Below are 12,301 nucleotides of genomic sequence, written 5' to 3' on the forward strand. Positions count from 1 at the left end.
ACACTTATAAAAAACTGTCATATTGTTTACTGTTAATTTTGCTGTACCTATCTAAAATTCAACTTCATCTGTAGACTTTAACTGTACAAACCTTCCTCCTATTATATTATTATTTATTACTCAATATTCCATATACTCTCCATCCTTTGGAATAGAAACTTGTCCTGAAAGTGAATTATCCTTCAAAAAACTTCTTAGTTCTTCTCTCATAAGGCTGCAGTGATTCCATGCCTCCATGTGAACAACAATCACTTTAGACTTTGGCATTTTTTTGCAAATATGAAATATATCCTCTTTACTCATGGTAATAGGAATACCTCCCTCTGTCAACTGCGCAGCACCTGCAAAAATAACAACTAATTCAGGATTATAAGTTTTTAATGCTTGCTCTACTTCCAAACACCATACTGTATCCCCTGTTATATATAATAAGGGTTCATTTTTAGTTTTAATAACATATCCTGAAACTATCCCCATTTGTTTTGCAACTTCACCCTTACCATGTTGACCCCCTACACGTTTAAAAATAATATCATTCCAACGACAATCTTTTTCAATTGGATTAACAGAGTAAAATCCCTTTTGTCTCACTTTTACTTCATCCTCACTCTGACAGAATATAGGTATATTTTTAGGTAATAATCTTGCTGCCGTTTCATCAAAATGATCGCTGTGCATATGGGTTAAAAGGACTGCATCAGTTCTTACAATATCATTAACATCAATGGGCAATTCCACCAGTGGATTTCTATTTTTATTTGACACATTAGGAATATAAGGCATTGTTCCTTTTTTACTAAGCACTGGATCAACTAGAATTGTCTTATTATTTATAATTAGCCTTAATGTTGCATGGCGTATAAGCTGAATTCTCATAGTTTTTCCTCCTTGTATATGATATATTAATTATAAGTCATACTGCTTTTACTTGGAGAAAGTAATTGCCTATTTTCAGTTTCATCATGAAAGGAAATTTATAATTATGCTTGACCAAACAGATATAAAGATTTTAACCTTATTAAAAGAAAATTCTAGACTTCAATGGCGTGAAATTGGAGAGTTAGTTCATTTAACAGGACAAGCAGTAGCAAATAGAATTAAGAAAATGGAAAAAGAAGGGATCATTGAAAAGTATACCATAAATTTAAATAACACAAAACTTGATAAAAGCTTAATTGCCTATATAACTGTTTTTATGAAAACCTCCAATCATCCTGCTTTTATACAATTTGTTAAAAACAATAAATTCATAATTGAGTGCCACAGGATAAGCGGAGATGGCTGCTATTTATTAAAGGTAAATGTAACTGATGAAGAAAATCTTATGTGCTTATTAAATAAAATTTTAGACTTTGGAAATTATCGTCTAAATATATCTATTAGTAGGATAAAGTAACTCTATCGTCCAATTTTTTTACCTTCACAGAAATTTTTGAGTAATATTTATTGGGGTTTTTAGTTATTATTTCATCTGACATATTTTCTATGTAAACACTTCCACAAATGTTAAGATGATTATTCTCTATAAACTCGTTTAATTTATCAAAATTTTTCATATCTTCAGCTAAATAGCTATTATCATAAGTTATAACATAAAGTCCTGCTGGCTTTATGGTTTTTTCTACATTTACATTTTGAGAAACCTTATAAAAATATCTATAAGTTTTGATGCTATCCTCAATTGCCCCATCATAATCAAGATAGACACCTAATGGATAACCATAAACTAATTTCTTACTTTTCGAATAATCTATAAAACTAACAAAATCTTCTTCAAAATTGTCAATATCAAATTTCATTTTCGGTCCTAAAAACAACAATTCTTGCTTACAATTTTTCAAAAAAATCTTGTCACAACTAATATTAGATATAACAGGAATATTACTAGTTCGCTGTTCTATAATATAATTCATTTGATTTAACCTATTGAGTTCCTCTAGTATTTTTTGCTTCTGGTCAGTAATTAAGTTAATAAGATTATGAGGAGATACATTTTCCATATAATTCTTTATTTTCTTTAATGGTATATCTAAATCTTTTAGAGCAAGGATAATGCTTACTTCGTCTAATTGACTATAGGAATAATACCTATAGCCATTTTTCTTCACAAATATAGGTTTCAATATTCCTACATTATCATAATATATTAAATTTTTTCTGTTTATACCAGACAACTTAGAAAAAGCCCCTATAGTTAAATATTTTTTTGAACTTATAAAATCATTCATAACCTATACCTTTTATAATTATTATAATATCTAATAATAACTTTCTTTTTGAAGATATTCTATCTTGAAAAGTGTTGACTGTCAAGTTGCTGTACAGTTTACAATATTTTCTATGAATAAAATAGTCAATAAACTATAAAAAACAATTTTTTTATAGACTCTATTTAGTCATTATGTAGTTTTATAGCTAAACTAATTTGGACAGAAAAGGTATCTTTCGCTTTTGTGATAACAAATTTTCCACTATGTCTTTCTATAATTTTTTCACATGTTTTTAGACCGATTCCTGTACTACTTACTGTTTTTAAATTATTATTTATTTCATTTTCAATATAAACAAATAATAGTTGGTTTTTGATATAGTATTTAACTTTAACTATCTTCGATTTATCTGAATACTTCATGATATTAGAGAAAATATTATCAAAAACTCTACGTATAGAAATTAAATTTACTTCTATAAGAAAAGGCGTATTACAGGAATCAATTTGAGAAATAAACCCATTGTCTTCCAATATAAAAATTTGTTCTTCAAGTAGTTGATCTAAAAGTTCATTTCCATCAAAAGCTTCTAATTCCAAATCATCATCATTAGTATTAAACACTATAAAGTATTCAAACAATTTATCAGAAAGATATTTAATTTGGTATGCTTTTTCTCTACTACGATGAATATACTGTCTCAAATTTTCATCTGTCTTATATTTTTTGTATTCTATAATATCTAAATAGCCTACCAGTGCTGTGAGAGGTGTTCTTAAATCATGTGACATTGCTGTAATCAGTTCGCTATTTGCAAGTCTTGCTTTATCTTCACTTTCCAATCTTTCAATGAATGATTTTCTCATCTCATTAATACCTTGCGCCAAGGAAGAAAGTTCATCATTTCCATTAACAGTAATTTCATGAGTCAAATTGCCACCTTCTAATATTTTTATTTCACTCTCAAGCATTCCAATATACGTTGTTTTTCTTTTTATGAAAAACAACATAATTGATATAAAGCAGAAAAAGGAAATCGAAGCATTCAAAAAGCTTACAATATAATAATACTTGTATTGAAAAAAGCATTCCACATACATTTTTGCGTCTGCATCAGCAAATTTAATATCATAAAGTGACATATCGGGTAAAAATGGATTCTCTTCATATTTTCCATAATCGATAGCTGAATTGTTTCTATCAGAATTATAAATTAACTGTTTGTCCTTGTATATATAAAGGCTTACATATTTCTCTTTACGAACCCATTCTGTTATTTTATCATAATCATTTATTGTCAAATTGTTATCTAATATATATCTTCTGAAATCGGATAAGGCTTGATTTTTTTGACTGCTTATAAAAGAAGTTTTATTAAAATGGTTATCCAGCATATTTTCCCCTATTGTTGTTAGTAAAAAGAATATACTAACAGCTATAACAAATGAAAATATTAGGCATAGAATTAATTTGATTTCTAGTTTTTTGCATAAAAAGTTCTTATTCAACTCTATACCCCTTTCCCCATACTGTTTGTATATATTTAGGGTTTTGTGGATCCTTTTCTAATTTCCTTCTTAAGTTTCTTATATGTACCATAATTGTATTGTTACAAGAGTAAAAATAAGGCTCTTCCCAAACACTTTCATACAAATTTTGTGCTGAAAATACTTTTTTTCGATTCTGTGCCATAAGCAACAATAGCTTATATTCTATTTCGGTTAGGATAACTTCTTCTTGATCTATTGATACTTCATTTGAAATTGTGTTTATTGTTAATCCATTTATATTAATAAACTCAGTTGAATCAACTCTATCTTTTCCTTTGTATACGTAATACCTTCTAAGCAATGCTTTAACTCTTGAAACTAATTCTGTATATGAAAATGGTTTTGATAGATAATCATCACATCCAGAAGAAAATCCCATGCATTTATCTGAATCTTGAGTTTTAGCAGTTAGAAACAAAATAGGAGCACTTGTTTTTTTACGAATTTCTACACAAGCTTTAAATCCAGACTTTATAGGCATCATTATATCAAGTATTATTAAATCTATACTTTCATCAACTTTAATTACAGCATCTTCACCATCTGCAGCTTCTATTACATTATATTCTTCACTTTCCAATAAAATACGAACTATTTCTCTTATTTCTTCGTTATCATCTGCAATCAAAATATTCTTCATAGTATTCATTTATATACCTCCATTTTACTATTAGTATATACTGCAATATAGTTAAAATCTATATTATTTAAATGACTTAAGAATTATTAAGATTTATTATAGAGAGATCTTAATATGTTTCTAATATACTATTAATTGAAAATAGAATATAGAAAGGATTGTAAAATTATGAATAAAAATAGAAAACTTTTAATTTATAAAATATTGTTAGTTTTATTAGGTATTTTTACAATTACATTAGTTATGAAATATTTACCACGTATTATTGAACTAACTGTATCACTTGATAAATTCAGGGGTTATATAGTTTCCTTAGGTAGAAGTGGATCTATTGTATTCATTTTCTTCCAAATACTACAAACGGTGATTGCGCCAATTCCAGGAGAAGTAATCCAAGTTGCTGGTGGATATATATATGATGTACCTTTAGGTATAATTTATACCACAGTAGGGATGCTATTGGGAGCTATTATAGCTTTTTATTTTACTAGGCTTATAGGTGGCTCTTTTATACAAAAACTACTTAAGGGAGAAAATTCTCAATGGATGAAGAATATTATGGATAGTAAAAAATTCTCTTTTATTTTATTTATTGTTTTCTTAGTTCCTGGACTACCAAAAGATTTTTTGATATATGTTGCAGGATTAACATCTATAAAGCCATTAAGGTTTTTCAGAATTTTACTTGTTAGCAGATTTCCATGGCTTTTAGCATCTGTAAGTATTGGCTCCAATCTTCATTATGGTAACTATGTATCAACAATGGTAGTATCATTCATAGCCTTAATATCATTTGTTTTAGGAATAGTTTACAAAGATAAACTTATAAATAAGCTTTCATATGATAAAAATGTTCAAGAATCATATAAAGCTAAAGCAAATTAATTTAATTCAGTTGACGAGGGGTGATTATATGCTAAAAATGGCTATACCTAATTTATTTACACTTACTAATCTATCATTTGGAGTTCTCTCAATACTTGAAACTTTTAGGCAAAATTACTTTTGTGCTGCAATATTAATAGTGATTGCAGCCTTAATAGATAGATACGATGGTAGAATTGCTAGATTTTTAAATATATCAGGAAATCTTGGAAAAGAGTTAGATTCCTTAGCAGATTTAGTTTCTTTTGGGGTTGCACCAGCTCTTTTAATGTTCATTAAGTACTATTTTTCTAGTTTAGATTACATTGAAGTTATTGGTGGTTGTTTCATATTGTCATACATTATGAGTGGAGCTTATAGATTGGCTAAATATAATATCAGTGAATTTGATGGTGTTTTTACTGGAGTGCCTATAACAGTTGCAGGTTTTATTATTGCATTATTTTCATTAGTTGCACCTAGTAATGGGAGGTCTATACTTTTATCAACTGTTTTAATAGGGATTCTTGCTTATCTTATGCTCTCAAAATTTAAGCTTAAAAAAGTATAACTTAATTCTTTATTAGAAAGAACTTGTTGAGGAAAAGTAATATTCTATCTTGAAAAGTGTTGACTGTCAAGTTACTGTACAGTTTATACTATTTCTTATACATAAAAATTACATATGAAAGGATACTATAATGCTAAAGCTATTTAAACACTTTAAAGTTAATAAAATACTTTTAGGTTCACTATTCGTAATAATTTTGCTTAAAACTGTAGGTACCTTATATATCCCCACATTAACTGCAGATATAATAAATAATGGTGTAATAAAAGGTAACATTCATTATGTATTAAGAACTGGTGGAATAATGATAGGCACTGCTGTATTTACAGGCATACTTGCTATAATTTCTACATATTTTTCCTCAAATTTATCATCAACACTTTCCAGAGATATTAGAAGCAAAATATTTTCTCACGCACAAGAACTGTCAATAAATGATTTTAAACATTTTTCCACCTCATCTTTAATTACAAGATGTACAAGTGATGTAAATCAAATTGAAAATACATTAACCATGTTTTTCGAAATGATTATTCCAGTTCCATTTATAACTCTGGTAGGAATGTTTTTAGCTTTTTCCAAAGATAAATATATGGCTCTTATAATCTCTATAGCAGGAACAATTTTTATAATATTTATTATGCTTATAAGTAAAAAAGTAATAAATTTATCGAATAAAATCCAAGTTGGGTTAGATAAAATAAATTCTAGAGTAAGGCAATATATTTCAGGAATAAGAATTATACGTGCTTTTAATCGAGAAAAGCATGAAAAAGAATTAATAGATGCTGCATTTACAAATTATGCAGATATTAATGTAAAGCTTAATAAGACATTTGCTGTAGTTATGCCAACTATAATGGCTATAATGAATGTTTGTGCTGTTGCTGTCTTATGGTTTGGAACAATAAGAATAAGTAGAGGAACTATGCAGGTAGGAGACATTATGGCCGTTATTGAATATGCAATAATAATATTGGTCTACCTGGTAATGGCTGTTATTGTATTAATTAATATACCACGTGCTAGTACCTGTTCAATGCGTATATTAGAAGTATTACAATACAAACCTGAAATAGTAGATAAAAAAGTAACTGAGGCCATTTCAAATAATAGAAAGACCTTAGAATTTAGAAATGTCACATTTTCCTATAAAGATGCCGAAAAGCCTGTTTTAAAAAATGTTAGCTTTGTATGTGAAAGTGGTAAAACTACTGCAATCATAGGAGCCACTGCTTCAGGGAAAAGTACTATTGGGAAATTAATACCAAGATTACATGAAATACAAGATGGTAAAATCTTGATTAATGGTGTCAATACAAAATATTTTTCTCAAAAAAATTTAAGAGATATGATAAGTTTTTCACCTCAAAAAGCATTCCTATTTAGTGGAACCATAGTTGACAATATACGGCACGGGAAAAAGGATGCAACTATAAATGAGATAAAAAGTGCTGCAAAAATGGCTCAGGCGGATAAATTTATTTCTGAGCTAAATCTAGGCTATGAATCCTTTGTATCACAAGGTGGCAGTAATTTCTCAGGCGGGCAGAGGCAGAGATTATGCATAGCAAGGGCCTTAATTAAGGACAGTGATATATACATTTTTGATGACAGTTTTTCTGCCCTGGATTATAAAACAGATGCAAAGTTAAGAGAAGCCATAAAACCAAGATTAAAAGATTCAATTGTCATAACCATTGCCCAAAGAATAAGCACAATTATGGAGGCAGATCAAATTTTAGTCCTAGAAGAAGGAAAAATAGCAGGAATAGGTACCCACACAGAACTTCTTAAAAATTGTCCCATATATTTAAAAATAGCTGAATCACAATTAAGTGAGGAGGAGCTGGTATGCTAAATGAAGAAAATTCAACAGATGCAATTTCTTTTGATACTGAAATGTCCGTAGAGAAAGCTAAAGACACAAGGAAAACTGTTATAAGATTAATAAAATTACTTCTAAATCAAAAGTGGAAAATAATTATTGTTATATTTTTTACTATTATAAGCTTAGCCTTTACAATGACTGCTCCATTAATTTTTAGCAAAGCTATCAATACTATTTATGACGGAATAAAGAATGTATCACATACTGGTTACTTCAATATAAATTTTAATATCATAAAAAAGCTTTCACTGATACTGCTTATTATATATTTACTATCCTCATTTGCTAATTATATTGAGCAGAACATAATGGCTGCTGTATCTCAAACATTGGTATTATCTATAAGGAAAAATATAAGTACAAAACTTTCAAAAGTTCCTTTAAAATATTATGATACACACAAAAAAGGGGAAATTCTAAGCAGAATATCAAATGACCTAGAAAAAGTATCTGAGACATTGCAGTCAGGTATGATGCAATTTATTACAGCAGTACTCACAATTATAGGAGCTGTATCCCTCATGCTCTCAATAAATTGGATACTAACTTTAATCGCCATTTTCACTATTATCATGGGAGGTATCGCCACCTCTATAATTGGGAAAAAGAGTATAAATTATTTTTCAAACAGACAGGAATCCTTAGGTAAATTTAATGGACAAATAGAAGAATATTTTACCGGTCAGATGGTTGTAAAGACCTTTAATATGGAAGAGGAAATAATTAATCGCGTTGAAATAACTAATAATAAATTGTATTCTGATGAAAAAAAAGCACAATTTATTACCTATGCTATAGATCCTTTAATCCGTCTGATGAATCAAATAGGATATGTGCTAATAGCATCTCTTGGTGCTGTATTTGTTATTCAAGGAAGGCTTTCAATAGGCCTAATACAAGCCTTCTTTCAATATGTAGATCAAGCATCAGAGCCGTTAACTGAAGCAGCTTATATTTTAAATTCAATGCAGGCAGCTATTGCCTCACTTGAGCGTGTATTTGAAATTTTAGATGAGGATGAGTCAGAAACAGACCCTATAAACTATAAAACTATACTAAATCCAAAGGGCAATGTAACCTTTGAAAATGTACAGTTTGGATATGGAGAAGAGCTTATAATTAAAGGAATAAACCTAGAGGTAAAAGCAGGACAAAAAGTTGCTATAGTTGGACCAACAGGTGCAGGAAAAACTACTTTAATAAACCTGCTTATGAGATTTTATGAATTGAATGATGGGAAAATTAAAATTGACGGTATCGATATAACTGAACTTAAAAGAAGTGATTTGCGATCTTTATTTGGAATGGTCCTGCAGGATTCATGGCTATTTGATGGAAGTGTTAAAGATAATATTGCATACAGCAGAGAAAGAGCTGCAATTTCAGAAATCAAAGAAGCCGCAGAACTTGCCAGAGCTGATTATTTCATAAGAACACTTCCTCATGGCTATGATACAGTTTTAAATGATGAAAACTCTTCAATATCACAAGGACAAAAGCAACTTTTATGTATTGCCCGTGCTATTTTAGCAAGTCCATATATTTTAATACTTGATGAAGCAACTTCAAGTGTAGATACATGTACAGAATTAGAAATACAAAATGCCATGGATAATCTGATGAAAGAAAGAACAAGCTTTATAATAGCACACAGATTATCTACAATAAAAAATGCAGATAAGATACTAGTCATGGACAAAGGAAATATTGTTGAACAAGGAAACCATAGCGAATTATTAGCTAAAAGTGGTTTGTATAGTGATATATATAACAGCCAATTTATACACCAAAATAAGTGAAGCTACTGAGAGTAAGTTAAAAACTTACCTAAAATTCACAACAATAACATTGGCTTATGGTAAAGCTAGTCAAGCAGGATTGATTATTTCTAAAACAATCCTGCCTAACAAAAAATCCCTGTTTGAATTTATCTATGATGAACTTGATGAAGAAGCTGACGCAGCAGCTGCAGCGGCAACACATCCTGCAATTGCTGCCTGTTCTTGAGCAATAATAATAGCATTAATACTATTTGCTAAAGCTACTTTAATTACTCCCCTTTTCATACCATCTACATAGAAGTCACAAACTAAATTAGCTGAAAGAATTGTTTTAGTATATTTATCTAAACTCCACATTCCATATCCAGGCTTCTTATGAATAAAATCATTGACTTCTTTTATTTCTCTAACTATTTGATCTTCATCATCTGCAATAAGAGTTAACACTCCTAGTGTTGCCAGGCCATTGTATCTAAGACTGCATTTTTCACTTTTAAGCTTATTATAAAGTCTATTTGCCTTCTTGCATTTTTCATAAACAGATTCTTCTCCAAGTGACAAAATATGAGATAATGTCTGAAGATCATTTCCCTTCCAAAATCCTTCTTTATTTAATTCTTTATAGCACTCTTCTACTTTTCCCATAGTTTGTCTTACATCTAAATCCGAAGCAGCAAGTACTGCAGCAAAAACATAATCATCAGTAGAAGTTAGCCAAAAATGATTTTCTTTCATATTTTTATAGAACTCTTTCATTCTCTCGATTTTAGAATTCCAATACTCTCTAGTAACATCTTTTGCAAAAGTATAAGTAGCCAGCGGCAGATATGCGCTTTTTTTAAAACCTTCCCCCTTCATTTTTTCATGAATTTCAAGCATTTTTTGAAAAAATCCTTTATAATCTTCCTCAAAGCATAGAAGGGTAGCCATAATAAGCTCATTATTTCCTCTATAATCAGATGTCCATCCTGTTTCCTGCTTTATATACTTTTTTATTTCTTCAATTTTATCTATATTTACCTTTTCACCTCTTGTTGCATGCATCATTGCACAAAAGTGCTTTAACAAGCTTGTATCCCATTTAAAATTACTTTTAAGTTCACTATAGTTTTCTACCATTAGTTCTACCTTTTCTTTCAATCTTATATCCACTATAATTCCCTCCCTATTTAACTTAATATCATTATTACTTAAAATATTTATTTTGTATATACATATTAAAATAAAATATTCAAAAAATAATAAAGTAAATCTTAAGATTTACTAAATATATTAGGAAAGTAAACTTATACTATTTAAAACCAAGCATAAAAACTAGTTTTGGGGAAAACCTACATTGTATTAGAAAGGAGAGACAATTGTGCAAAATAAAATGCGTAAGACTACTAATAATAAAAAAGAAGACAATAGATTTAAAAAGAAAAATATAAACCATGACCCTCAGGATGAAAGTTCAAGAATAAAGTTTGGTTCTCCACCAGAAAAACATTTAGATTAATTTTTGAAAATTAACATTCTATATACAAAGTTATTAATAAAACAAATTAGGAGGCTTAAGCGATGAAATCACATCAAAATAAAGGTCATCATGAAAAAGCCATGGAAAAAGCTAAAGATTTACTTCATAAAGGTACAGGTATGGGAGAGATAAAAGAAGTTACTGGTCTCAATGAACATGATGTAACTAAAGCTAGAATGAAAATGGAAGGCAAAATGTAGAAAGGGGTTCTATGCATGAGTGATAATAGCTTAGATGAAAAAAAGAAAAAAGCTAGAGAAATGCTTATTTCTGGTAAAACCGATAAAGAAATCAAAGACGAAACCGGATTAAGACCTAAAGAAATAAGCAGAATACAACATGAAATTACAAAGCATTTTTAATATTTAAGGAGTCTGCTGCTAGTCATTAGTACGCCAACATTGTCAAGTCTCAATTTTTAATCAGGGCTATTGCAGCAGCCCCTCTCATCACACAAAACACTTTTTACAAATTGAGACTGAGTTTTTAGTTTAAATTACAAATCATCAAATTTACACCACTTTTAATTATCTCTTCCTTCCACTTTTCATCTATATTGTTATCTGTGACTATAACTGATAAATTTTTTAATGGTACTACTTGTGAAAGGGCTTTTACACCAAATTTAGAAGAATCAGAAACTACTATGGCTTCATCCACACAATTTACTACCTTCTTTTTTACACTTACATCATTTAAATCATAATCACTAAGACCAATTTCATCATCAATTCCACCTGCTGAAAGTATTGCCTTGTCAAAATGAAGATGTTCTAAAACAAGTTCAGTAAGAGGACCATTTAAACATTTTTCTTTTTTTCTAACTTCTCCACCTAAAATTATACATTTTGCATCTAATTGCTCAGTTACAAACCCTGCCACGTAAAGGGAAGTAGTAAAAATAGTCAAATTTAGCTTGTCTCTTAAATTCTTTACAACCTCCAGGGGAGTTGTACCTAAATCCATAAAAATTATATCATTATCATTTATTAACTTAGCACATTCTATTCCAATTGCCTTTTTTTCTTCTTTATTTATTAATGCTCTCTCATTATATGAAGGTTCCCAGCTTAATTTTTTAGTTAAAATTGCACCACCATATACTTTCTTTAGACAACCTTGTTGTTCAAGATAATCTAAGTCTCTCCTTATAGTTTCGTTGGAAACATTAAAAATTTCCATAAGTTCAGATGTTTTTATATTTTTTTGCTCTCTTATAAGCCTAAATATTTGTTCCTGTCGTTCTCCAGCAAGCATTTATTTTCCTCCAGATTT

At 29.2% G+C, this 12,301-nt stretch carries 14 protein-coding genes; 8 read left to right on the plus strand and 6 right to left on the minus strand.

Annotation, left to right across the window (positions count from 1 at the left end; all coding sequences use genetic code 11):
* Positions 1-120: 120 nt before the first annotated feature.
* The gene (locus B5S50_RS03105; RefSeq protein WP_065076857.1) at positions 121-876 is read right to left on the minus strand and encodes an MBL fold metallo-hydrolase; all 756 of its coding nucleotides are present in this window, start codon (positions 874-876) and stop codon (positions 121-123) included.
* A 106-nt stretch (positions 877-982) separates the two neighbouring features.
* Between B5S50_RS03105 and B5S50_RS03110 the strand changes: the two genes are divergently transcribed.
* Positions 983-1,396 carry an Lrp/AsnC family transcriptional regulator gene (locus B5S50_RS03110; RefSeq protein WP_023161938.1) on the plus strand — a complete coding sequence of 138 codons (414 nt, stop codon included), beginning with the start codon at positions 983-985 and terminating at the stop codon, positions 1,394-1,396.
* Here the strand turns inward: B5S50_RS03110 and B5S50_RS03115 are convergent.
* From B5S50_RS03115 to B5S50_RS03125, 3 genes are all read right to left on the minus strand, one after another.
* Entirely contained in the window at positions 1,380-2,228 is an 849-nt protein-coding gene (locus B5S50_RS03115) for a MerR family transcriptional regulator (protein WP_065076858.1), read from the minus strand. The two genes, B5S50_RS03110 and B5S50_RS03115, sit on opposite strands and share 17 nt — an antisense overlap.
* Positions 2,229-2,392: 164 nt before the next feature.
* Positions 2,393-3,718 carry a HAMP domain-containing sensor histidine kinase gene (locus B5S50_RS03120; RefSeq protein WP_065076859.1) on the minus strand — a complete coding sequence of 442 codons (1,326 nt, stop codon included), beginning with the start codon at positions 3,716-3,718 and terminating at the stop codon, positions 2,393-2,395.
* Entirely contained in the window at positions 3,711-4,400 is a 690-nt protein-coding gene (locus B5S50_RS03125; RefSeq protein WP_065076885.1) for a response regulator transcription factor, read from the minus strand. Before B5S50_RS03125 ends, B5S50_RS03120 begins: the two co-directional genes overlap by 8 nt.
* Positions 4,401-4,568: 168 nt before the next feature.
* On the opposite strand from B5S50_RS03125, the gene B5S50_RS03130 reads away from it, so the two are divergent.
* From B5S50_RS03130 to B5S50_RS03145, 4 genes are all read left to right on the plus strand, one after another.
* Positions 4,569-5,285 (plus strand): TVP38/TMEM64 family protein, encoded by a 717-nt coding sequence (locus tag B5S50_RS03130; protein ID WP_217303070.1) that lies wholly within the window; start codon positions 4,569-4,571, stop codon positions 5,283-5,285.
* Between the two features lie 28 nt (positions 5,286-5,313).
* Positions 5,314-5,835 carry a CDP-diacylglycerol--serine O-phosphatidyltransferase gene (gene pssA / locus B5S50_RS03135; RefSeq protein ID WP_065076861.1) on the plus strand — a complete coding sequence of 174 codons (522 nt, stop codon included), beginning with the start codon at positions 5,314-5,316 and terminating at the stop codon, positions 5,833-5,835.
* Between the two features lie 130 nt (positions 5,836-5,965).
* Positions 5,966-7,696, plus strand: coding sequence for an ABC transporter ATP-binding protein (locus B5S50_RS03140; protein ID WP_217303071.1), 1,731 nt, complete (start codon positions 5,966-5,968; stop codon positions 7,694-7,696).
* Entirely contained in the window at positions 7,690-9,525 is a 1,836-nt protein-coding gene (locus tag B5S50_RS03145) for an ABC transporter ATP-binding protein (protein WP_217303072.1), read from the plus strand. The genes B5S50_RS03140 and B5S50_RS03145 overlap by 7 nt, the downstream gene beginning before the upstream one ends.
* A gap of 132 nt (positions 9,526-9,657) precedes the next feature.
* On the opposite strand, the gene B5S50_RS03150 is transcribed toward B5S50_RS03145, so the two are convergent.
* The gene (locus B5S50_RS03150; RefSeq protein WP_217303073.1) at positions 9,658-10,659 is read right to left on the minus strand and encodes a DUF4003 domain-containing protein; all 1,002 of its coding nucleotides are present in this window, start codon (positions 10,657-10,659) and stop codon (positions 9,658-9,660) included.
* 208 nt (positions 10,660-10,867) lie between these two features.
* Here B5S50_RS03150 and B5S50_RS03155 point away from each other — a divergent pair, with 208 nt between their 5' ends.
* The 3 genes from B5S50_RS03155 (at position 10,868) to B5S50_RS03165 (ending at position 11,388) form a co-directional block, all read left to right on the plus strand.
* On the plus strand, positions 10,868-11,005 hold the full coding sequence (locus B5S50_RS03155) for a CPC_1213 family protein (protein WP_167351546.1): 138 nt from the start codon (positions 10,868-10,870) through the stop codon (positions 11,003-11,005).
* Between the two features lie 62 nt (positions 11,006-11,067).
* The gene (locus B5S50_RS03160) at positions 11,068-11,226 is read left to right on the plus strand and encodes a hypothetical protein (protein ID WP_023161945.1); all 159 of its coding nucleotides are present in this window, start codon (positions 11,068-11,070) and stop codon (positions 11,224-11,226) included.
* A gap of 15 nt (positions 11,227-11,241) precedes the next feature.
* Positions 11,242-11,388 (plus strand): hypothetical protein, encoded by a 147-nt coding sequence (locus B5S50_RS03165; RefSeq protein ID WP_217303074.1) that lies wholly within the window; start codon positions 11,242-11,244, stop codon positions 11,386-11,388.
* A gap of 124 nt (positions 11,389-11,512) precedes the next feature.
* Here B5S50_RS03165 and B5S50_RS03170 read toward each other — a convergent pair whose 3' ends face one another.
* The gene (locus B5S50_RS03170; protein ID WP_063601039.1) at positions 11,513-12,283 is read right to left on the minus strand and encodes a DeoR/GlpR family DNA-binding transcription regulator; all 771 of its coding nucleotides are present in this window, start codon (positions 12,281-12,283) and stop codon (positions 11,513-11,515) included.
* Positions 12,284-12,301: the final 18 nt, after the last annotated feature.

It is taken from the genome of Clostridium sp. 001, from assembly GCF_019056555.1.
GTDB classification, from domain to species: domain Bacteria; phylum Bacillota; class Clostridia; order Clostridiales; family Clostridiaceae; genus Clostridium_B; species Clostridium_B ragsdalei.

What these genes read in the sequence shown, in the direction of transcription:
- B5S50_RS03105 (WP_065076857.1), bottom strand. Translation starts at nt 876, where the DNA reads ATGAGAATTCAGCTTATACGCCATGCAACATTAAGGCTAATTATAAAT.
- B5S50_RS03110 (WP_023161938.1), top strand. Translation starts at nt 983, where the DNA reads ATGCTTGACCAAACAGATATAAAGATTTTAACCTTATTAAAAGAAAAT.
- B5S50_RS03115 (WP_065076858.1), bottom strand. Translation starts at nt 2,228, where the DNA reads ATGAATGATTTTATAAGTTCAAAAAAATATTTAACTATAGGGGCTTTT.
- B5S50_RS03125 (WP_065076885.1), bottom strand. Translation starts at nt 4,400, where the DNA reads ATGAAGAATATTTTGATTGCAGATGATAACGAAGAAATAAGAGAAATA.
- B5S50_RS03130 (WP_217303070.1), top strand. Translation starts at nt 4,569, where the DNA reads ATGAATAAAAATAGAAAACTTTTAATTTATAAAATATTGTTAGTTTTA.
- pssA (WP_065076861.1), top strand. Translation starts at nt 5,314, where the DNA reads ATGCTAAAAATGGCTATACCTAATTTATTTACACTTACTAATCTATCA.
- B5S50_RS03140 (WP_217303071.1), top strand. Translation starts at nt 5,966, where the DNA reads ATGCTAAAGCTATTTAAACACTTTAAAGTTAATAAAATACTTTTAGGT.
- B5S50_RS03145 (WP_217303072.1), top strand. Translation starts at nt 7,690, where the DNA reads ATGCTAAATGAAGAAAATTCAACAGATGCAATTTCTTTTGATACTGAA.
- B5S50_RS03160 (WP_023161945.1), top strand. Translation starts at nt 11,068, where the DNA reads ATGAAATCACATCAAAATAAAGGTCATCATGAAAAAGCCATGGAAAAA.
- B5S50_RS03165 (WP_217303074.1), top strand. Translation starts at nt 11,242, where the DNA reads ATGAGTGATAATAGCTTAGATGAAAAAAAGAAAAAAGCTAGAGAAATG.
- B5S50_RS03170 (WP_063601039.1), bottom strand. Translation starts at nt 12,283, where the DNA reads ATGCTTGCTGGAGAACGACAGGAACAAATATTTAGGCTTATAAGAGAG.